The organism is Mesorhizobium sp. WSM4837, assembly GCF_055811435.1.
The window spans coordinates 56,579-77,565 of record NZ_JBVVQE010000033.1; the positions used below are offsets into that span (position 1 = coordinate 56,579).

The following is a 20,987-nucleotide window of genomic DNA, read 5'->3' on the forward strand; positions in this document are numbered from 1 at the left end:
TTTGTGAGCGCATCCCCGATCCATGACATCTTCGTCATCGGTGGCGGTATCAACGGCTGCGGCATTGCCCGCGATGCGGTTGGGCGCGGCTTCTCGGTGTTTCTTGCCGAGATGAACGATCTGGCCAGCGGCACGTCCTCGGGCTCGACCAAACTGATCCATGGCGGCTTGCGCTATCTGGAGTTCTATGAGTTCCGCCTGGTGCGCGAGGCGCTGATGGAGCGCGAGATCCTTTGGAAGAACGCGCCGCACATCATCTGGCCGATGCGCTTCGTGCTGCCCTATGCCAAGGGCCTGCGCCCGGCCTGGCTGATCAGGCTCGGCCTTTTCCTCTACGACCACATTGGCGGGCGCAAATTGCTGCCGGCGACCAGGACGCTGGACATGGCAAACGACCCAGCCGGCAAGCCGCTGAAGCCGTTGTTTCGCAGGGCCTTCGAATATTCCGACGGCTGGGTCAACGATGCGCGGCTGGTGGCGTTGAACGCCCGCGACGCCGCCGATCGCGGCGCAACGATACGAACCCGCACGAAAGTCGTCGACGCACGCCGTGAAGGCGAGTTCTGGACGGTCAGGCTGCAAAACACGCAGACCGGCGACACCGAGGAGGTCAAGGCGCGGCTTTTGGTCAACGCCGCCGGCCCATGGGTCGACCACGTGCTGTCGGCTACGGTCGGGTTGAACGACGTGCACAATGTCCGGCTGGTACAGGGCAGCCATATCGTCATCAGCAATAAATTCGACGATCCGCGCGCCTATTTCTTTCAGAACAAGGATGGCCGCATCATCTTTGCCATCCCCTACGAGGAAGAGTTCACGCTGATCGGCACCACCGACCAGGACTTTTCCGGCGACCCGCGCGACGTGAAGATCAGCGATGCCGAGATCGATTACCTCTGTGCTGCGGCGAGCGAATATTTCGCGCAACCGGTCAAGCGTTCGGACATCGTCTGGACCTATTCCGCCGTGCGCCCGCTTTATGACGACGGCGCCTCGAAGGCGCAGGAAGCGACCCGCGATTATGTGCTGAAGACCGACGGCGGCGAAGGCACGGCGCCGATCGTCAACACCTTCGGCGGCAAGATCACCACCTATCGCCGGCTGTCGGAATCGATGCTCGAGAAAATCGAGGGTTTTCTCGGCAAGCGCGGCAAGCCGTGGACGGCAAACGCGCCGCTGCCGGGCGGCGATTTCCCGGCGCGCGGCTTCGACGCCGAAGTGGCGAAACTGAAAACGGCCTATCCGTTCCTCGATGCGCGTCTGGCGCGGCGCCTGACCCGGCTTTACGGGACTCGCGCAAGGATGCTGCTGGGCCTCGCCAGGTCGAATGCCGACCTTGGCCGCAACTTTGGCGCCGATCTCTACGAGGCCGAGGTACGCTACCTCGTTCAAAATGAATGGGCGATGACGGCCGAAGATGTATTGTGGCGCAGGACAAAGCGCGGCCTGCAACTGAGCCGCGAGCAGGCGGCAGCGCTCGACGAATTCATGCGCGGGATAAGCCGGCGCCATGTCGCGGCTGCCGAATAGTCATGCAGAAAGCCTGGGAGGAGGCATCATGCTGGAACTGAGAAACGTGACGAAGACGGTCGGGGCGACGGAGCATATACGCGACGTCTCGCTGACGCTTCAGCACGGCTCGCTCAACGTCCTGCTCGGGCCGACGCTTTCCGGCAAGACCAGCCTGATGCGGCTGATGGCCGGCCTTGACGTGCCGACATCCGGCTCGGTCTGGTTCGATGGCAAGGATGTCACTGGCATTCCGGTGCAGAAGCGCAACGTCGCCATGGTCTACCAGCAGTTCATCAACTATCCGGCGATGACCGTTTACGAGAATATCGCCTCGCCGCTGAGGGTGGCCGGTGCCGAGCGGGCAAAGATCGACAAGGAGGTGCGCAATGCCGCAGCCCTTCTCAAGCTGACGCCCTTTCTAGACCGCACGCCGCTCAGCCTCTCCGGCGGCCAGCAGCAGCGCACCGCGCTGGCCCGCGCCATCGTCAAGAACGCCAGCCTCGTGCTGCTCGACGAGCCACTCGCCAACCTCGACTACAAGCTGCGCGAGGAGCTGCGCGCGGAATTGCCGAAGATCTTCGCGGCGACCGGCACCATCTTCGTCTACGCCACGACCGAGCCGCACGAAGCCTTGCTGCTCGGCGGCAACACGGCGACGCTTTCCGAAGGCCGCATCACCCAGTTCGGCCCGACGATCGACGTCTTCCGCAGGCCGAACGACCTCGTCACGGCCAGGACGTTCGCCGATCCGCCGCTCAACACGATCGTGCTGAAGAAGAGCGGTTCGAGCTTCCTTCTTGAAGGTGGGGTGAGCCTCCCGGTGCCGGCTGAACTCGTCGGTATTGCCGATACGAGTTACACGATCGGCTTCCAGCCCCACCATCTCTCCCTTGCCCGGCCGAGCCCGTCGGCGGTGGCGGTGAGAGCCAAGGTCTCGGTCACCGAGATCACCGGTTCTGAAAGTTTCGTGCATCTCGATTTCGCCGATGTCCGCTGGGTCATGCTTGAGCACGGCATCCTGGTGTTCGAGCCGGACCAGACCATCGAGGTGTTCATCGACCCGCGGCACATCATGGTGTTCGACGCGAACGGCCGCTCGGCCGCGCCGCCACAGATGCTGGCGGCTTGAGGAGGAGGGCACATGGCGCGCATCGACTGCAATCACATCCGCCACGCCTACGGGCCGCATCCGAAGTCGGACAAGGACTATGCGCTGAAGGAGGTGCATCACGCCTTCGAGGACGGCGGCGCCTATGCGCTGCTGGGGCCGTCGGGCTGCGGCAAGACCACGCTGCTCAACATCATTTCCGGCCTGTTGTATCCGTCGCACGGCGAGCTTCTGTTCGACGGCAAGGACGTCACCAATCTGTCGACGCAGGAGCGCAACATAGCTCAGGTGTTCCAGTTTCCGGTCATCTACGACACCATGACCGTCTACGACAATCTGGCCTTCCCGCTGCGCAACCGCGGCGTTGCGGAACCCGACGTCGACCGCAAGGTGCGTGAAACCCTTGACATGACCGGTCTGGCCGACATGGCCAAGCGAAAGGCGAGGGGGCTGACCGCCGACCAGAAGCAGAAGATCTCGCTCGGACGCGGGCTGGTGCGCTCCGATGTCAACGCGATCCTGTTCGACGAGCCGCTGACCGTCATCGACCCGCATATGAAATGGGTGCTGCGTTCGCAGTTGAAGCAGCTGCACAGGCGCTTCGGCTTCACCATGGTCTATGTCACGCACGACCAGACCGAGGCACTCACCTTCGCCGAAAACGTCGTCGTCATGTATGAAGGCGAGATCGTGCAGATCGGCTCTCCAGCCGAACTGTTCGAGCGCCCCAAGCATACATTCGTCGGCTATTTCATCGGTTCGCCGGGCATGAACGTCATGCCGGTCGCGGTCGAAGGCAGGAGCGCGCGGCTCGGCAGCCAGACGATCGAATTGCCGGGCGCGCCCAAGGCCGGGATCACCGGTGCGATCGAACTCGGCATCCGCCCCGAATATGTCAGGCTTGGCGCCAGCGGCATGCCGGTTTCAATCCGCAAGGTCGAGGATATCGGCCGCCACAAGGTGGTGCGCGCCAGTTTCGAAGGCCGCGACATCGCGGCGATTATCAGCGAGGACGAGGACATTCCCGCCGATCCGAAGATCGCTTTCGACCCGGCCGGCATCAATATCTATGCCGATTCCTGGCGCGTCGAGATGGGAGGCTGAACTCCATGGATAAGACCTGGAACAACAAGGCATGGTTCATGGTGCTGCCGGTGCTGGTGCTGGTGGCGTTCAACGCAATCATCCCGCTGATGACGGTGGTCAACTATTCAGTTCAGGAGACGTTCGGAAACAACCTGTTCTTCTTTGAAGGCGTTAAGTGGTTCCAGGAAGTGCTTAATTCGCCGCGCTTCCACGCATCGCTCCTGCGCCAGTTCGCCTTCACCGGGTTAATCCTGCTGATCGAGGTGCCGCTAGGCGTGGCGGTGGCGCTTGCCATGCCGCGTTCCGGCCCATGGGTCGCGGTCTGCCTGGTGTTGATGTCGCTGCCGTTGCTGATCCCATGGAACGTCGTCGGCGCCATGTGGAACATCTTTGCGCTGCCGGACATCGGGCTGCTCGGCTATGTTATCAACGCGATGGGCATCAGCTACAATTTTACCAGCCAGCCGCTGGCGGCGTGGTTCACCGTCGTCCTGATGGACGTATGGCATTGGACCTCGCTGGTGGTGCTGCTTGCCTATGCAGGCCTCGTCTCGATCCCCGACGCCTACTATCAGGCTGCAAAGATTGACGGTGCATCACGTTGGTCGGTGTTCCGCTTTATCCAGCTGCCCAAGATGAAGCGCGTGCTGACCATTGCCATGCTGCTGCGGTTCATGGATTCCTTCATGGTCTACACTGAACCGTTCGTACTGACAGGCGGGGGACCGGGCAATGCCACGACCTTCCTGTCGATCGATCTTGTCAAGGCAGCGCTCGGCGAATTCAACCTCGGAATCGCGGCGGCCATGAGCATCATCTACTTCCTGATGACGCTGCTGGTGTCGTGGCTCTTCTACACCCTGATGACCCAATCCGAAGCGGAGGGCTGAGATGACATCAGTGAAGGAAGGCCTTGGGGATAAAAGGGGCGACGTTTTGATGCGAGAACAGACAACGCCGCCACCGGCGTCGAATGCGGCGGGTCTCCAGTCGGCGAGCGTAATGAGCGGACGCGGCCGGGAGGCGCGCTTCCTTTGGCTCGTGCCGACGGTCTACATCATCTTTCTGATGCTGCCGATCTACTGGCTGCTCAACATGTCGTTCAAGACGACGAACGAAATCCTCGGCGGCTTTTCATTGTGGCCCCGCAGTTTCACGGTGGCCAGCTATGTCGAGATCCTCACCAACCCCGTTTGGTACAATGGCTACATCAGCTCCATCAGCTATGTATTTATCAACACTGCGATTTCGGTCAGCGTGGCGCTGCCCGCTGCCTATGCCTTCTCGCGCTACCGCTTCCTTGGGGACAAGCACCTGTTCTTCTGGCTGCTGACCAACCGCATGGCGCCGCCGGCGGTTTTCGCGCTGCCGTTTTACCAGCTCTACTCGGCCATCAATCTCTTCGACACGCCATGGGCCGTTGCGCTGGCGCACTGCCTGTTCAACATACCGCTCGCAGTGTGGATTCTCGAAGGCTTCATGTCCGGCGTGCCGAAGGAGATCGACGAGACGGCCTTCATAGACGGCTATTCCTGGCCGCGGTTCTTCGTGAAGATATTCATGCCGCTGATCGCTTCCGGCATCGGTGTCACGGCGTTCTTCTGCTTCATGTTCTCTTGGGTCGAGCTTTTGCTCGCCAAGACGCTGACGTCTGTCGCCGCGAAGCCGATCGCCGCCGTGATGACCCGGACGGCGAGCACATCGGGCTACGAACTCGGATTGCTGGCGGCCGCCGGCGTGCTCACCATCGTGCCGGGCGCGATCGTCATCTGGTTCGTCCGGAACTATATCGCCAAGGGGTTTGCGCTCGGCCGCGTCTAGCGGCGGCGCAGCGAAGGAGTAAAGACGATGGATCTGTCATGGATGGCCTGGACTTGGCAGACCGCCACCTTCTTCGGCGTGATCCTGCTTCTTCTGGTCGGGATGACCGTGTGGGAGTGGGCCAGTCCTGGCGGAGCGCCGCGCCATGGCATTCTCGGCCTCGACACGACGCGTGGCGACCGACTGTTCATTTCGCTGCTAGGCAGCGCCTACATCCATCTCGCTTGGCTGGGTCTTGTCGGACCCAACTTGTGGTGGGCACTCGCCCTCTCGATCGTCTACGCCATCGGCGTTTTTCGATTCGTCTAGGGGGAGAAACTGTTGGAGCGGCCGCGCAACGACCGCTCCGATCGCACTTGAAACCGAAATGGGAGGAACCTCATGCGACGTCACCTACTAACATCGACAACGGCACTAGTCCTGCTGCTCGGGGCCAGTCAGGCCTACGCAGGCATGGACGAAGCCAAGACATTCCTTGACACGGAAATCAATGGCCTTTCGACCCTCGATCGCTCGGCTCAGGAAGCCGAAATGCAATGGTTTGTCGATGCCGCGAAACCCTTCGCCGGCATGGAGGTCAACGTGCTGTCGGAAGGTATCCCGACACACACCTATGAATCGACCGTGCTCACCAAGGCGTTCGAGGCGATCACCGGCATCAAGGTCAACCACCAGATCCTCGGCGAGGGCGAAGTCGTCCAGGCGGTGCAGACACAGATGCAGACCAACCGCAACCTTTATGACGCTTATGTCAACGACAGCGACCTGATCGGCACTCATTCGCGGCTGCAGCTTGCCGTGAATCTCACCGATTTCATGGCCGGCGAAGGCAAGGATGTCACCCTTCCGACGCTCGATCTCGAAGACTTCATTGGCATCAAGTTCACGACCGGCCCGGACGGCAAGCTCTACCAGCTCCCGGACCAGCAGTTCGCCAACCTCTACTGGTTCCGCAAGGACTGGTTCGACAAGCCGGAACTCAAGGAAAAGTTTAAGGCCAAGTATGGCTACGATCTCGGCGTCCCGGTGAACTGGTCCGCCTACGAGGATATCGCCGAATTCTTCTCCAAGGACGTGAAGGAAATCGACGGCGTGCAGGTCTTCGGACACATGGACTACGGCAAGCGCGCACCCGATCTCGGTTGGCGCATGACTGACGCGTGGCTGTCCATGGCCGGCACTGGCAGCCCCGGCGAGCCGAATGGCATCCCGATCGACGAATGGGGCATTCGCATGGAGGCGGGCACCTGCAATCCGGTCGGCGCGAGCGTTTCGCGCGGTGGCGAGGCGAATGGTCCGGCGTCGGTCTATGCCATCGCAAAGTGGGATGAGTGGCTGCGCAACTTTGCGCCTCCCGGAGCAGCGAGCTACGATTTCTACCAGTCGCTGCCCGCGCTGAGCCAAGGCAACGTGGCCCAGCAGATCTTTTGGTACACGGCTTTCCTCGCCGACATGGTGAAGCCCAAGTCGGAAGGCAACAACACGGTCGATGATGAGGGCAATTTGTTGTGGCGCATGGCCCCGTCGCCGCACGGCCCGTACTGGAAGGAAGGGCAGAAGATCGGCTATCAGGACGTGGGCTCTTGGACGATCCTGAAATCGACCCCGGCCGATCGTGCCAAGGCCGCCTGGCTTTATGCGCAGTTCGTCGTGTCTAAGACCGTGTCTTTGAAGAAGTCCCATGTCGGGCTCACTCTGATCCGCGATTCCGACATTCGGCATCAGTCGTTTACCGACCGTGCGCCCAAACTCGGCGGCTGGGTGGAGTTCTACCGCTCTCCAGACCGGGTCGCCTGGTCGCCGACCGGCATCAACGTGCCCGACTACCCGAAGCTCGCCCAGATCTGGTGGCAGCAGATCGGCGACGTGAACTCCGGGGCGTTCACGCCGCAGCAGGCGATGGACCGCCTCGCTGAGGAAATGGACATCACGATGGCCCGCATGCAGGCCGCCGACGAGTCCGCTAAGGTCTATGGCGGCTGTGGTCCGCGACTCAACGAGCCGAAAGATCCGACCGAATGGTTGGGCAAGCCGAACGGTCCTAAGGCCAAACTCGAGAACGAGAAGCCGAAAGGCGAGACCATCGTCTATGAGGAACTGATCAAGCGCTGGACCACCCAGTAGGCTTGCCGAACCGCCAAAGCGGAAAGAGACCACAGGGAGGCGGCGCGAGCCGTCTCCCTTCGTTGTAACTGAGGGGTAGACAGCATGACCGGATACATCTTGTCGATCGACCAGGGCACCACGTCCAGCCGCGCCATCGTGTTCGATGGATCCATGAAGCTCGTGGGCAGCGGACAAAAGGAGTTTGCCCAGCACTATCCGGCCTCCGGCTGGGTCGAGCACGATCCAGAGGAAATCTGGGACACGGTCATTTCGACCTGCAAGGCAGCCTTGGCTGCTGCCGGGCGAAAGGCCGCCGATATCGCGGCCATCGGAATCACCAACCAGCGCGAGACCGTCGTCATCTGGGACAGGGCGACCGGCAGGCCGATCCATAACGCGATTGTCTGGCAGGACCGCCGCACCGCGCCGCTGTGCCAGAAATTGAAGAAGCAGGGGTTGGAGAAGAAGTTCACCAGGAAGACCGGCCTGCTGCTCGATCCCTATTTCTCCGGCACCAAGATCGCCTGGATGCTGGACAAGGTGAAGGGCGCCAGAAATCGTGCCGAGAACGGCGAATTGCTGGCCGGCACCATCGACAGCTTTCTGATCTGGCGGCTGACCGGCGGCAAGGTTCACGCTACCGACGCCACCAACGCCTCGCGCACGCTGGTCTACAACATCGAAAAAAATGCCTGGGACGACGAGCTCCTAGCCATTCTTGGTATACCGGCAAGAATGCTGCCGCAGGTGAAGGATTGCGCCGACGACTATGGAATCACAGAGAAAAGCCTGTTCGGCGCAGAGATAAAGATCCTCGGTGTGGCTGGCGACCAGCACGCGGCGACCATCGGCCAGGCCTGTTTCGAGCCGGGCATGATGAAATCGACCTATGGCACCGGCTGCTTCGCGCTGCTCAACACCGGCAGCGATCTGGTGCGCTCGAAGAACCGTCTGTTGACGACCATTGCCTACAGGCTGAACGGCAAGACCACCTATGCGCTGGAAGGGTCGATCTTCATCGCAGGTGCTGCCGTGCAATGGCTGCGCGACGGCATCAAGGTGATCGGCAAGGCCGAGCAGAGCGGCGTGCTGGCGGCGAGCGCCGACCCGACCCAACAAGTCTACCTGGTGCCGGCTTTCGTCGGGCTTGGCGCGCCGCACTGGGACGCCGAGGCGCGCGGCGCCATCTTCGGGCTGACCCGCAATTCGGGCCCGGCGGAATTTGCCCGTGCCGCACTCGAATCGGTCGCGTTCCAGACGCGCGACCTGCTCGATGCGATGCGCAGGGACTGGAAGAGCGCGTCAGCGAAGACCGTTCTCAGGGTCGATGGCGGCATGGTGGCGTCGGACTGGACGATGCAGCGGCTTGCCGACATCCTCGATGCGCCGGTCGACCGCCCGACCATCCTGGAGACGACGGCGCTCGGCGCGGCATGGCTGGCCGGCTCGAAGGCCGGCGTCTGGCCGAAGACAAGGGAATTCGCCAGGAGCTGGGCGCTGGAGCGACGGTTTCGACCGGACATGGATGCATCGGTCCGTTCCGCAAAGCTGGCGGGTTGGCGCCATGCTGTGCGACGGACACTGAGCACGCTGTAGATTCGCGCTCCGAAAAGAAAAGCCTGCGCCGTTGCCGGCGCAGGCTTTTCAACAAGGTTTATTCAACTCTGCCCCTGGCTTATCAATAGGGCGAGATGCACTGCCGGCGGGGGCCGTAGTAAGGCTTAAACGTGTTGTCGTAGGCCCGGTAAGATCTGTAGCGGCTGTAGCACCACTCCACGTGGGCATCGCCGCGATAGATGCGGCGGCTCTGGTTGTTGATGATCGCGCCGGTGATCAGCGCGCCGGTAGCGAAGGCCGCCAGCGGGAACCAATAGTCGTTGTAGCGACGATAGCCAGGACGATAATAGCGATAGCCGCGATAGCCGCGATAATACCTGAAATCGTCGTTACCGGCGAAACGACGAAAATCGCGGCGGGAAAAATCGCGGCGGGAGAAATCGCGACGGAACTCGCGGCGAGAAAAATCGCGACGGAAATCACGGCGAGAGAAATCGCGACGTAAATCGCGACGCGAGAAATCCCGGTTCCTCCACCTCCACCGTTCATCCTGAACTGTCTGGACATCCGACGAGACGTTCTGACCCAGCGGCACGTAGATGGGCTGGGCGTTGACGGGCACGATCTGCGCTACAGCGAATGATGCTGACAGCACGGTCGCCAGCAAGCCCGACATGATCCTGTTCATGGCCTTCTCCTTGATAGCGTCGTCCCTTGTAGCGATAAAAACGGGCAGGTTGCGCAATTGTTCCGCGAAGAATAGCAAGCTGCTGATTCGTAATGCGTCTCGGCTTTTGTGCGAGACAGCCACTCCGGTCTTGTCGAGACGGTTTGCGAGGCGTCAGCAGACCGCGAAAAGTCCGGCTCGCGAGGCCTCTTTTTCCGGTTGACCGTTCGAGACACTCTCCCTATGTTCCGCGCAATTTCGAGGGCGGCATCCTGAGCCCGCGGGAGCGCGTAGCTCAGCCGGTAGAGCAACTGACTTTTAATCAGTAGGTCCAGGGTTCGAATCCCTGCGCGCTCACCATTTTTTCCCTGAAAATCAACAGGTTAGCGTTCCTGTTCCCGGTCTAAAGCGAGATGCTTCATGACGCCTTGGGTTTTCCAGCGGTCGAGCCAGGTTCTCTCAAGAATCGTCTCGATCACACCAGCGAGACATTGCCGCCGGCGTGGCGCTCCAGCCGGCCGGCTAAGTCGAGTTCCAGCAGCACCATGAAAACCTGGGCGGGATGCAGGCCGGTGTGGCGGATGATTTCGTCGATCGCCACCGGCGTTGGGCAGAGCGCTTCGATGACGCGGGCGCGGTCGTCTTCGCCGGGTGGCGGTGTTGCCGAAAAGTCGGGCGGCTCTTCGAGCAGCGGCGTTCTTGGCGCCAGTTTGCCGACCAGCGGCGCGATCGCACCGGTAATGTCCGCTGCTTCGGTGACCAGGGTGGCGCCGTCCTTAAGCAAGGCGTTGGCGCCGGCGGCGCGCGGATCGAGCGGCGAGCCGGGGACGGCGAAGACCAGCCGGCCCATCTCGCCGGCAAGCCTGGCGCTGATCAGCGAGCCGGAGCGCAGCGCCGCCTCGACCACGACCAGCCCCAATGCCGCACCGGCGACAAGGCGGTTTCGGCGTGGAAAATCCTGGGCGCGCGGCTGCCAGCCGAACGGCATCTCTGAAATGATGGCACCGCCGCGCTCGGCAATCTCGTTGCACAATGCGGCATTCTCGGGCGGGTAGGGCAGGTCGAGGCCGCCGGCCAGCACACCGATCGTGCCTGACGCAAGGCTGCCCTGATGGGCTGCCGTGTCGATGCCGCGCGCCAGGCCGGAGACGATGCCGAAGCCGTCGCGGCCGAGTTCGGCGGCGAGCGTCCGCGCCATCTTGATGCCGGCCAGCGAGGCGTTTCGGGCGCCGACTATGGCGACCGCCGGCAGCCGGAACACCGCGCCTTCGCCCTTGACCGCGAGCAGCGGCGGCGGATGGTCCATGCTTTTCATCAGCGGCGGATAGTCGGCCTCGCCAATGCCGACGAAGCGGGCGCCGGCGCGCCGTGCGGTCTCCAGTTCCGCCTCGGCCTCGGCCACCGTCGGGATGCGGACGGCCTTTCTGGCGCCGCCCGAAACCATCAGCTCGGGCAGCATCTCGAGCGCCGTCTCGGCCGAGCCGAAGCGGTTGATCAGGTCGCGAAAGGTGGCCGCACCGACATTCGGCGTGCGGATCAAACGAAGCCAGCTCAACCGCTGCCGGTCGCTGAGCCGCGTCCCGGCGGCGCGCTGGCTCACTCCCTGGCTCCGATCTTGTTCTCGGTGCCGGCCAGCAGCCGGGTAATGTTGGCCCGGTGTTTTATGATGGCGATCAGGCTCATCAGCGCGAACAGCCCGGCAATCTCGGGCGTGCTGAGGACATAGAGCGCGATCGGCACGACGATTGCTGCCGTCAGCGCCGCCAGCGAGGAATAGCGGAACAGGAAAGCCATGGCCAGCCAGACGACGGCAAAGATCAGCGCCACCTGCCAGCCAAGAGCGATCAGCACGCCGAGATAGGTGGCGACCCCCTTGCCGCCCTTGAAACCGAGCCAGACCGGGAAGAGATGGCCGAAGAAGGCGCCTAAGCCGGCCCAGAGCCCGAGCTCCGGGGCAAAGTAACCGGCGATCAGCACCGCCGCCGTGCCTTTCAGCGCGTCGAGCAGCAGCGTGGCGGCAGCCAGGCCCTTGTTGCCGGTGCGCAGCACATTGGTGGCGCCGATATTGCCGGAGCCGATGTTGCGGACGTCGCCAAGGCCGGCGGCACGGGTGATCAGGAGGCCGAACGGGATGGAGCCGAGCAGATAGCCGAACACCAGCGCCAAGACGATGCCGTAAGCCATTGTTCCCCCGGATATGCCCTAAAGCGCGTCGCGTTTGACCGGCCTGATGCGACGCGCTTTAGGTTGCTGTTTTATGCATGTCGTTATCGCAAAACCGCTGCGCACCCTCGGGTCAGGCCCGAGGGCATGCTTTTGCGCGACATGCATTAGGCCGAAAACACTGTGCGGCCCGCCACCATCGTTTGCAAGACCTTGCCCTGCAGCCGCGCGCCTTCGAAACAGGTGTTTTTCGAGCGCGAACGGATGCCGCTTTCGCTGACGATCCATGGCTCGTCGAGATCGACCAGCGCAAGGTCGGCGACCGCACCCGGCTTCAGCGTGCCGCCGGGCAGGCCGAACAGTCTTGCCGGCGCAGTGGACAACGTCTCAACCAACCTGAGCAGCGTCATATCGCCATTGTGGTAGAGCCGCAGCGCCGCGCCGAGCAGCGTTTCCAGTCCGATGGCACCGGCCGCGGCGTCGGCGAAAGGCAGCCGCTTGGTGTCGACGTCCTGCGGGTCGTGCGAGGATACGATGATGTCGATCGTGCCGTCCTTGACCGCCTCGATCATCGCCAGCCGGTCCTCCTCGGCGCGCAGCGGCGGCGTCAGCCGGAAGAAGGTGCGGTATTCGCCGACATCGTTCTCGTTGAGCGACAGATTGTGGATCGAGACGCCTGCTGTGACTTTGGCGCCGTCGGCCTTGGCCCTCGTTACCGCGTTTGCCGCCATCGCAGTTGAAATCTTGGCCGCGTGATAGGCGCCGCCAGTCAGCCGCGCCAGCGCAAGATCGCGCTCCAGCGGAATGGACTCGGCCTCGCGCGGAATGCCGGCAAGGCCGAGCCAGCTGGCATAGAGGCCTTCGTTCATGACGCCTGACGAAGCGAGGTCGGCGTCCTGGGTTTCATGCGCGATCACGCCGCCGAAATCGCGCGCATAGGTCAGCGCACGGCGCATCACCAGTGCGCTTGATATGGTGTGCCGGCCGTCAGTGAAGGCGATCGCGCCGGCCTCGCGCAGCAGGCCGAATTCGGTCATCTCGCGGCCTTCGAGCCCCTTGGTGATCGCCGCCGCCGGAAAGATATTGACGACGGCAGTGTCCTTGGCGGTGCGCAGCACGAATTCGACCAGCGCGACATTGTCGATCACCGGGTCGGTGTCGGGCATCATGACGATGGAAGTCACGCCGCCGGCCGCCGCCGCCACGCTGGCCGAAGCGATGGTCTCACGGTGCTCGCCGCCCGGTTCGCCGATGAAGACGCGCGCATCGATCAGGCCGGGAATAATTGCCTTGCCGGCGCAGTCGATGACGTTAGCATCTTGCGCAGCGCCCTGGTTCAAGGCCGCCTTGCCGGCAGCGACGATCTTGCGGCCCTCGACAATGACGGTGCCGACCTCGTCAATGCCGCGCGACGGATCGATGATGCGGGCCCGGCTGAACACCGTTGTGCTCATGCGCCGCGGCCTTCATAATTGCGGCGGGGATCGAGCAGCGCTTCCATCACCGCCATGCGAACGGCAACACCCATCTCCACCTGTTCCTGGATGACGCTCTGCGGACCGTCGGCGATTTCCGAGGCGATCTCGACGCCGCGGTTCATCGGGCCGGGGTGCATGACCAGAGCGCCGTCCTTGGCCGCCTTCAGCTTCTCGGCGTCGAGGCCGAAATAGTGGAAATACTCACGCACCGAAGGCACGAAGGCGCCTTCCATGCGCTCGCGCTGCAGCCGCAGCATCATCACCACATCCGCGTCCTTGAGCCCTTCGGCCATCGAACGGGTGACGATCACGCCCATTTTCTCGATGCCGGCGGGCAAAAGCGTCGACGGCGCCACGACGCGCACCTGCGCGCCGAGCGCATTGAGCAGCATGATGTTGGAACGCGCCACGCGCGAATGCAGGATGTCGCCGCAGATCGCCACGATCAGCTTCGACAGCGGGCCCCTGGCGCGGCGGATGGTCAGCGCGTCGAGCAGCGCCTGCGTCGGGTGCTCATGGGCGCCGTCGCCGGCATTGATCACCGAGCAACCGACCTTTTGCGCCAGCAGCGCGGCGGCACCCGCCGACTGATGGCGGATGATCAGGATGTCGGGATGCATGGCGTTCAGCGTCATCGCCGTGTCGATCAGCGTCTCGCCCTTCTTCACCGAAGAACTGGCCACCGACATGTTCATGACGTCGGCGCCGAGCCGTTTTCCGGCCAGTTCGAACGACGATTGCGTACGGGTCGAAGCTTCGTAGAACAGGTTTATCTGGGTGCGGCCACGCAGCGTCGAGGCTTTCTTCTCCGACTGCCGCGAGATCGCGACCGACCGGTCCGCCCTGTCCAGCAAAAGCTCGATGTCGGCGGGGGAAAGATCGCGGATGCCCAGAAGATGGCGGTGGGGGTAGAGTGGCAGGGACGAAGCGTCGGTCATCTCAAGGCGCTGCTATAGGGTGGAGGACCTTTGGCTGCAAGCACCAGCTTTGGATTGCGGCCTTTCTCCCCGGTATTTTCGTCGCGCTCGTTGCGCGGCTTGGGCTATATCTAGCTGATGGCTTCGGATTCGTGGCCTTGTGATGATAAGGACAGCGTGTGACCGACGACGTGACGAACCAGCCGCCGCCGCTGGCTGGCGGCAACGCCTGGCGAGGCGATCCGTTGCTGATCCAGCTTGCCGAGCGTTTTTCCGATCCGGTGCGCAAGGATATCGATGGGCTTGGCCGTTTCGTGCTGACGCAGGAGGCGCAGGAACTGGCCCGCCTCGCCAATGTCGAGACGCCGAAGCTCAGGACCCATGACCGCCAGGGCAGGCGCATCGATCTGGTCGAGTTCCATCCAGCCTATCATGCGCTGATGCGCCGGTCGGTGGCGAACGGGCTGCATTCGTCGGTCTGGGAAAATGGCGATGCCGAGATCGGCCGCCGCCATCAGGTGCGCGCCGCCCGTTTCTACCTGACGGCGCAGCTCGAAACCGGGCATCTCTGTCCTATCACCATGACCAGCGCCTCGCTGGCAGCGCTGATGGCAAGCCCGAAACTGTTTCGCGAATGGGCGCCGCGGGTGACGACACGCAAATACGACCAGAGCCAGAAGCCGCCGGTCGAAAAAGCCGGGCTGACGCTCGGCATGGGCATGACCGAGAAGCAGGGCGGCACCGACGTCCGCGCCAACGTCACCAGGGCCGAGCGCGCCGGCAGCAGCTTTTATCGGCTGACCGGCCACAAATGGTTCATGTCGGCGCCGATGTCGGATGCGTTCCTGGTGCTTGGACAGGCGCCGGAAGGACTGTCGTGCTTTCTCGTTCCCCGCATCCTCGGCGATGGCTCGGGCAACGGCTTCCGCTTCCAGCGGCTGAAGGACAAGCTTGGCAACCGCTCCAACGCCTCGTCCGAAGTCGAGTTCGTCAATGCCATCGGCGAGATCGTCGGCGAACCCGGGGCAGGCGTCAAGACGATCATGGATATGGTGACGCTGACCCGGCTCGACTGCGCGATCGCCTCGTCGGCGATCATGCGAGCCGGGCTGGCCGAAGCCGTCCACCACACCCGTCATCGCCAGGTGTTTGGAACCAATCTGATCGAGCAGCCGCTGATGCAGCGCGTGCTGGCCGACATGGCTCTCGACGTCGCCGCCGCCACCGCGCTGTCATTCCGACTGGCGCGCTCTTTCGACGAGGCGGCCGGCGACCGCGGCGAGGCGGCTTTTGCGCGCGCCATGACGCCGGTCGTCAAATACTGGGTCTGCAAGATCGCACCGCCGCTGCTCTATGAGGCGATGGAGTGCCTCGGCGGCAATGGCTATGTCGAAGAGGCGCCGCTCGCCCGCTACTATCGCGAAGCTCCGGTCAACGCGATCTGGGAGGGATCCGGCAACGTCATGGCGCTCGACGTGCTGCGCGTGCTGGGGCGTGCACCCGGCCTGTTCGAGGAGGTGCTGGCCGGCATCGATCGCGATCTCGGCGCCGGCGGGCGCGGCACCGTCGGTGTGCTCAAGGCAGCAATGCAGGTCGCGGCAACCGATGAGGGCTCGGCGCGTCTGCTCACCGAGCAACTGGCGCTGTCGGCGGCGGCGGCGGAGCTTCGCAGGCTGGGGGCAGGGCGGATCGCCGACGCCTTCGTCGAGACGCGCCTCGCCGGCCAGTGGCGCAACACCTATGGCATGCTCGATTCACGCCATGACGCGCGCATGATCATCGACACGCTGTACCCACCGGTCACCTGAAGCGACTTCGGCAAGGTTTCTCGTCGTTTGTCGCGCCGCTAGATGATTGCGAGAGCACAGGGGCGCCGTTGATCGATGGTACGACTTCGAGCAAAAAGCCACGGAAGAAGCGTTGAAGACCTGGTGCGCGGATAACGACATCAAGTCAGCAGCTGAAGTTGAGGTATCAAGCGTCTGGTGGTGTCAGGATCGTTCCGATGACTGGCCCAGGGCCTATTGGGGAGCGGGCGAAATCCACGTCCAAGCCACGGTATCAGGCGAGATAACGCTCACCGCCGCTGTGGATGACCGTTAACCTTAACAAATGGTTTCCATTGCAGCGGCAGGCCGCAAAGCCCACTGTCCTATCTACGGAAGCAGGAACGCTATGCGGCATATATTGAGCTCCTCGATGGCGAAGGCGGCGGCGCACAACTCGGCGCTCTCGCGCATTTCAGGCAGCCTGGACGCGACCTTGTGGCCGGACACGAACTTGAGGGACCGCTGATGCGCACCTTGTTCGCGCTATGGGCGACGCCGCTCGCCTTATTCTGGGGCTGGTTCTTCCTGTCGCTCAACGACATCAATTTCGGCTACGTCATGCTGAGCCGCCAATTGCATGACCTCGTCTTCCAGCTCTATGGCGAGATGCTTGGCATCGATCCGGCGCTCATTCCGGGCATGGTGGCAAAGGCCTGCATCCTCGACAGCCTGCTGCTCATGGCGTTTTGGGCGTTTCGCCGACGCCGGGTGATCGGTGGCTGGATCAGGATAATGCGCGACCGCTATTTCGACCAGGCGTCGACGCCGAGCGTCTGAAGCCGGTCGAGCGCGCCCTGCAGAATGAAGGCCGCCGCGGCCGAATCGATCTTGCCGGCGCGTTTGCGGCGCGAAAAATCCATCTCGATCAGCGTCCGCTCGGCCGCCACCGTCGACAGCCGCTCGTCCCACAAAACGAAGGGCAGGTCGGTCACACCAGCCATGTTACGGGCGAAGGCGCGGGATTTCTGGGCGCGCGGGCCTTCCGACCCGTCCATGTTGACCGGCAGGCCGAGCACCACGGCCCCGACATTCTCTTTCTCCAGCAAGGCGAGCAGCACTGCGGCATCCAGCGAGAATTTCCTGCGCATGATGACGGGACGCGGGTGGGCGAAGGCAAAGCCCCGGTCGGAAACCGCCACGCCAATCGTCTTGTCGCCAAGGTCGAGCCCGGCCAGCGTCTTGCCGCCGCCGAGCCGCGCCGGCAACTCCTCGATGGTGATGATGCTCAACGGCTTTCCTCGGACCATACGCCGCAAAGGACGCTGTGGGACTTTAATTTCACTGCCGGCGTTCTATCCTTTGGCGAAGCAAAAATCGAGGAAGGCATTCATGAAACTGACCTGGTACGGACATTCCGCGTTTCGCGTCGAAACCGCCGAGGCGAAAATCCTCATCGATCCCTACCTGATCGGCAATCCGTCATGGACGGGCGGCTGGGAAGAGCCGGCGGAAGGGGTCACGCATGTTCTGTTGACCCACGGCCACAGCGACCACATCAGCGGTGCGCTCGAAGTGCTCGGGAAAAGCGGCGCCATGCTGGTCGCCAATTTCGAGGTCTGCATGTACCTGGTCGGCAAGGGCGTCAGCGACAAGAAGATCAATCCGGGCAATATCGGCGGCACGATCGATTGCGGCGGCTTCACCACCACCTTCGTCCAGGCGCTGCATTCCTCGTCGTTCCCGGGCGATGAAGGCCAGAACACCTATCTCGGCAATCCCGGGGGCCTCGTGCTGCATTTCCAGGAAGACAAGACGCTCTATCATATGGGCGACACCGACATCTTTTCCGACATGGCGCTGATCAACGAACTGCACGAGCCGAAGATCGGCATCGTGCCGATCGGCGACCGCTTCACCATGGGCGGCGCGGTGGCAGCCCTTGCCTGTCGGCGCTTCTTTCAGTTCGAGACGGTCATTCCCAGTCACTTCGGCACGTTTCCGATCATCGACCAGACCGCCGACAAGTTTGTCGCGGGGCTGGAGGGTTCCGGCGTGAAGGTGGCGTTGCCGGAGATCGGCGGGACGATTAGCTTGTAGAAGACGCTAGGTATAAGGCGCCAAAATGGAGTGAAAACATGGTTTTGAGGGGCTTTCTTTTCATTTTTGTTCTTTCTGTGGCCTCCCCGGCTCCCGCCGCGGAGGACTTCATCAAAGGCGTGTATCTCCAGTCCGAGGAGCTTTGTACGCAGGCCAAGAAGTACACACTGGAGGCGCTGATCGACGCCGGCAACATCGTGCTCTCGGCGCGTGGCCTGCAAAGCGTCGAATACGATTGCGAGTTCCTTCAGATCAGCAAGGCGACGCTATCGCCGAGTTGGGCGGTGACAGCCATATGTCAGGAGCCGGGACATGTCTTTCCGGACGTTCTCTCCGTAACGCAATTGAGCCCGAAGCAGATCGATCTGGTTTCGGTCCGACCTGCGGAAGACGAAAGCGAGGCGAGCGGCAACAGCGGCAGCTTTTTCCTCTGCGACGGTGTGGCCCTGCCATAGACCTTCTGGCTGAGTTCTCGGCACGATGCATGTTGCGCGGCACGCGCCGCGCCGCTATAGCGCGGACTGGTTTTCCCGAGGCACAAGCAAATATGTCCGTTGATCTGCAGACAGTGAAGCGCGTCGCGCGTCTCGCCCGCATTGCGGTGAGCGAGGCGGATGCCGAGCGCATGACCGGCGAGTTGAACACCATTCTCGGCTTTGTCGAGCAGTTGAACGAGGTCGACGTCGCCGGCGTCGAGCCGATGACGTCGGTCATTCCGATGGAGATGAAGAAGCGCCCGGACGTCGTCACCGACGGCAGCAAGGCGGCCGACATCGTCGCCAACGCACCGGCGACCGAAGAGAATTTCTTCCTCGTTCCGAAGGTCGTGGAGTAGCGGGCCGATGGCAATCGAGATCGCCATCGAAACGCCGCTGCAGGACGACGTGCGCGGGCTGGTCAAGGAGCTCAACGACACGCTGCTGGAACTGACGCCGCCGGAGCACTGCTCCCACATGACCGTCGAGCAGATGGCCGACAACGACACGACTGTCTTCATCGCTCGTGACAACGGCCTCGCCATCGGCTGCGGCGCGCTGAAACGCCATGACGGCGCCGTCGGCGAGGTCAAGCGCATGTACACGCGGCCTTCGCATCGCGGGCAGAAGATCGGCGCCGGGATCGTCGAGCGAATCGAGGCGCTGGCGCGCAATGAAGGACTGAAGCGTCTGGTGCTGGAAACCGGCGACCGCCATCCGGCTGCGTGGACCGTCTATGAACGCGCCGGATTTTCGCGCTGCGGCCCGGTGCTGGACTATCCCGATTCCGGGTGGTCGGTGTTTTACGAAAAGAGCCTTGCCTGATGAGCGACCTGACCCACCTGACGATTTCGCAGGCCCGCGCCAAGCTGCGCGCCCGGGAAATCACCGCAACCGAGATCACCGAAGCCTATCTCCAGGCAATCGAGCGGGCCAATCCGGCGCTCAATGCCTATGTCGTCGTAACCGATGACAAGGCGCGCGACATGGCCAGGGCCTCGGACGCAAAGCTTGCGAAGGGCGAGGGCGGGTCGCTCGAAGGCATTCCGCTCGGCGTCAAGGACCTGTTCGGCACCGAAGGCATCCACACCCAAGCCTGCAGCCATGTGCTGGACGGCTTCAAGCCGCACTACGAATCGACCGTCACCGCCAATCTGTGGGCCGACGGCGCCGTCATGCTCGGCAAGCTCAACATGGACGAGTTCGCCATGGGCTCGTCCAATGAGAGCTCCTACTACGGCCCGGTCGTCAATCCATGGCGGCGTTCGCGCGTCGACACGATGGTGATGCCGACCACGCATCAGGGCGATGGCGGTTTTGTCTCGGCCGGCGGCACCAGGACCGCGCGTACGCTGGATAACGCCCAGCTCGTGCCGGGCGGCTCGTCGGGTGGCTCGGCCTCCGCCGTTTCGGCGTTCCTGTGTGCCGGCGCCACCGCCACCGACACCGGCGGCTCGATCCGCCAGCCCGCCGCCTTCACCGGCACGGTCGGCATCAAGCCGACCTACGGCCGCTGCTCGCGCTGGGGCATCGTCGCCTTCGCTTCGTCGCTCGACCAGGCCGGTCCGATCGCCCGCGACGTGCGTGACGCCGCGATTCTCTTGAAATCCATGGCCTCGGTCGATCCGAAGGACACCACCTCGGTCGACCGCCCGGTGCCGGATTACGAGGCGGCGATCGGCAAGCCGATCAAGGGCATGAAGGTCGGCATCCCGAGGGAATACCGCGTCGACGGCATGCCAGACGAGATCGAGGCGCTGTGGCAGAAGGGCATTGCCTGGCTGAAAGATGCCGGCGCCGAGATCGTCGACATTTCGCTTCCGCATACCAAATATGCGCTGCCGGCCTATTATATCGTCGCGCCCGCCGAAGCCTCGTCGAACCTAGCCCGCTATGACGGCGTCCGCTACGGGTTGCGCGTGCCGGGCAAGGACATCGTCGACATGTACGAGAAGACCCGCGCCGCCGGCTTCGGCCGCGAGGTCAAGCGCCGCATCATGATCGGCACCTATGTGCTCTCCGCCGGCTACTACGACGCCTACTATCTGCAGGCGCAGAAGGTGCGCAACCTCATCAAGCGGGATTTCGAAAATGCATTCACTGCCGGCGTCGACGTCATCCTGACGCCGGCGACGCCGTGGGCGGGCGTCCGCCGCCCCCCCCGCGGGCAGGGCCCCCCCCCCCCCCCCCAAGACCAGCACCCCACACACAAGCGGGCCCGGCCCCGCGT

Annotated in this window: 21 protein-coding genes and 1 tRNA gene; 16 read left to right on the forward strand and 6 right to left on the reverse strand. The window is 63.0% G+C overall.

The window, feature by feature from the left end; genetic code table 11:
• Positions 1 to 3: 3 nt before the first annotated feature.
• The 8 genes from glpD (at position 4) to glpK (ending at position 9,229) form a co-directional block, all read left to right on the forward strand.
• Complete coding sequence (gene glpD / locus AC0L3D_RS19925; protein ID WP_473627772.1) at positions 4 to 1,530, forward strand: glycerol-3-phosphate dehydrogenase; 1,527 nt, start codon at positions 4 to 6, stop codon at positions 1,528 to 1,530.
• A gap of 28 nt (positions 1,531 to 1,558) precedes the next feature.
• On the forward strand, positions 1,559 to 2,641 hold the full coding sequence (locus AC0L3D_RS19930; protein WP_287342970.1) for an ABC transporter ATP-binding protein: 1,083 nt from the start codon (positions 1,559 to 1,561) through the stop codon (positions 2,639 to 2,641).
• A gap of 12 nt (positions 2,642 to 2,653) precedes the next feature.
• A complete protein-coding gene (locus AC0L3D_RS19935) occupies positions 2,654 to 3,724 on the forward strand; it encodes an ABC transporter ATP-binding protein (RefSeq protein WP_473627770.1) in 1,071 nt (356 codons plus the stop codon).
• A 5-nt stretch (positions 3,725 to 3,729) separates the two neighbouring features.
• Positions 3,730 to 4,596: a carbohydrate ABC transporter permease gene (locus tag AC0L3D_RS19940; protein ID WP_027151935.1), complete on the forward strand. Its 867-nt coding sequence runs from the start codon at positions 3,730 to 3,732 to the stop codon at positions 4,594 to 4,596.
• Between the two features lie 112 nt (positions 4,597 to 4,708).
• Positions 4,709 to 5,527: a carbohydrate ABC transporter permease gene (locus tag AC0L3D_RS19945; protein ID WP_065007668.1), complete on the forward strand. Its 819-nt coding sequence runs from the start codon at positions 4,709 to 4,711 to the stop codon at positions 5,525 to 5,527.
• A 27-nt stretch (positions 5,528 to 5,554) separates the two neighbouring features.
• Positions 5,555 to 5,836: a DUF2160 domain-containing protein gene (locus AC0L3D_RS19950; RefSeq protein WP_027151937.1), complete on the forward strand. Its 282-nt coding sequence runs from the start codon at positions 5,555 to 5,557 to the stop codon at positions 5,834 to 5,836.
• Between the two features lie 72 nt (positions 5,837 to 5,908).
• A complete protein-coding gene (locus AC0L3D_RS19955) occupies positions 5,909 to 7,651 on the forward strand; it encodes an ABC transporter substrate-binding protein (RefSeq protein ID WP_027151938.1) in 1,743 nt (580 codons plus the stop codon).
• 84 nt (positions 7,652 to 7,735) lie between these two features.
• Positions 7,736 to 9,229, forward strand: coding sequence for a glycerol kinase GlpK (gene glpK, locus AC0L3D_RS19960; protein ID WP_473627767.1), 1,494 nt, complete (start codon positions 7,736 to 7,738; stop codon positions 9,227 to 9,229).
• Positions 9,230 to 9,311: 82 nt separating this feature from the next.
• Here glpK and AC0L3D_RS19965 read toward each other — a convergent pair whose 3' ends face one another.
• Complete coding sequence (locus AC0L3D_RS19965) at positions 9,312 to 9,878, reverse strand: BA14K family protein (protein ID WP_473645583.1); 567 nt, start codon at positions 9,876 to 9,878, stop codon at positions 9,312 to 9,314.
• A gap of 263 nt (positions 9,879 to 10,141) precedes the next feature.
• Between AC0L3D_RS19965 and AC0L3D_RS19970 the strand changes: the two genes are divergently transcribed.
• A tRNA-Lys gene (locus AC0L3D_RS19970) sits at positions 10,142 to 10,217 on the forward strand.
• 115 nt (positions 10,218 to 10,332) lie between these two features.
• On the opposite strand, the gene dprA is transcribed toward AC0L3D_RS19970, so the two are convergent.
• The 4 genes from dprA to AC0L3D_RS19990 all read right to left on the reverse strand — a co-directional run bounded on the left by dprA (position 10,333) and on the right by AC0L3D_RS19990 (position 14,436).
• Positions 10,333 to 11,457, reverse strand: a complete 1,125-nt coding sequence (dprA, locus tag AC0L3D_RS19975; RefSeq protein ID WP_473645585.1) for a DNA-processing protein DprA — start codon at positions 11,455 to 11,457, stop codon at positions 10,333 to 10,335.
• The gene (gene plsY / locus AC0L3D_RS19980) at positions 11,454 to 12,041 is read right to left on the reverse strand and encodes a glycerol-3-phosphate 1-O-acyltransferase PlsY (RefSeq protein WP_287376476.1); all 588 of its coding nucleotides are present in this window, start codon (positions 12,039 to 12,041) and stop codon (positions 11,454 to 11,456) included. The genes dprA and plsY overlap by 4 nt, the downstream gene beginning before the upstream one ends.
• 146 nt (positions 12,042 to 12,187) lie before the next feature.
• Positions 12,188 to 13,474 (reverse strand): dihydroorotase, encoded by a 1,287-nt coding sequence (locus tag AC0L3D_RS19985; RefSeq protein WP_128172395.1) that lies wholly within the window; start codon positions 13,472 to 13,474, stop codon positions 12,188 to 12,190.
• Positions 13,471 to 14,436, reverse strand: coding sequence for an aspartate carbamoyltransferase catalytic subunit (locus tag AC0L3D_RS19990; RefSeq protein ID WP_128168134.1), 966 nt, complete (start codon positions 14,434 to 14,436; stop codon positions 13,471 to 13,473). The genes AC0L3D_RS19985 and AC0L3D_RS19990 overlap by 4 nt, the downstream gene beginning before the upstream one ends.
• A gap of 158 nt (positions 14,437 to 14,594) precedes the next feature.
• On the opposite strand from AC0L3D_RS19990, the gene AC0L3D_RS19995 reads away from it, so the two are divergent.
• Together AC0L3D_RS19995 and AC0L3D_RS20000 are read left to right on the forward strand one after the other, a co-directional pair.
• Positions 14,595 to 16,223 (forward strand): DNA alkylation response protein, encoded by a 1,629-nt coding sequence (locus AC0L3D_RS19995; protein WP_128168135.1) that lies wholly within the window; start codon positions 14,595 to 14,597, stop codon positions 16,221 to 16,223.
• A gap of 486 nt (positions 16,224 to 16,709) precedes the next feature.
• Entirely contained in the window at positions 16,710 to 17,021 is a 312-nt protein-coding gene (locus tag AC0L3D_RS20000) for a DUF6105 family protein (RefSeq protein WP_128168136.1), read from the forward strand.
• Here AC0L3D_RS20000 and ruvX read toward each other — a convergent pair.
• Positions 16,988 to 17,473 carry a Holliday junction resolvase RuvX gene (ruvX, locus tag AC0L3D_RS20005; RefSeq protein WP_128168137.1) on the reverse strand — a complete coding sequence of 162 codons (486 nt, stop codon included), beginning with the start codon at positions 17,471 to 17,473 and terminating at the stop codon, positions 16,988 to 16,990. The two genes, AC0L3D_RS20000 and ruvX, sit on opposite strands and share 34 nt — an antisense overlap.
• A 100-nt stretch (positions 17,474 to 17,573) precedes the next feature.
• Here ruvX and AC0L3D_RS20010 point away from each other — a divergent pair, with 100 nt between their 5' ends.
• The 5 genes from AC0L3D_RS20010 to AC0L3D_RS20030 form a co-directional block, all read left to right on the forward strand.
• Positions 17,574 to 18,281, forward strand: coding sequence for a metal-dependent hydrolase (locus AC0L3D_RS20010; RefSeq protein ID WP_128168138.1), 708 nt, complete (start codon positions 17,574 to 17,576; stop codon positions 18,279 to 18,281).
• 38 nt (positions 18,282 to 18,319) lie between these two features.
• Positions 18,320 to 18,736, forward strand: a complete 417-nt coding sequence (locus AC0L3D_RS20015; protein ID WP_473627761.1) for a hypothetical protein — start codon at positions 18,320 to 18,322, stop codon at positions 18,734 to 18,736.
• A 92-nt stretch (positions 18,737 to 18,828) separates the two neighbouring features.
• Entirely contained in the window at positions 18,829 to 19,116 is a 288-nt protein-coding gene (gatC, locus tag AC0L3D_RS20020) for an Asp-tRNA(Asn)/Glu-tRNA(Gln) amidotransferase subunit GatC (RefSeq protein ID WP_128172398.1), read from the forward strand.
• 7 nt (positions 19,117 to 19,123) lie between these two features.
• On the forward strand, positions 19,124 to 19,582 hold the full coding sequence (locus AC0L3D_RS20025) for a GNAT family N-acetyltransferase (protein WP_023801201.1): 459 nt from the start codon (positions 19,124 to 19,126) through the stop codon (positions 19,580 to 19,582).
• A partial coding sequence (locus tag AC0L3D_RS20030) for an amidase (protein ID WP_473645587.1) occupies positions 19,582 to 20,987 on the forward strand: 1,406 nt, incomplete at its 3' end. The genes AC0L3D_RS20025 and AC0L3D_RS20030, both read left to right, overlap by 1 nt.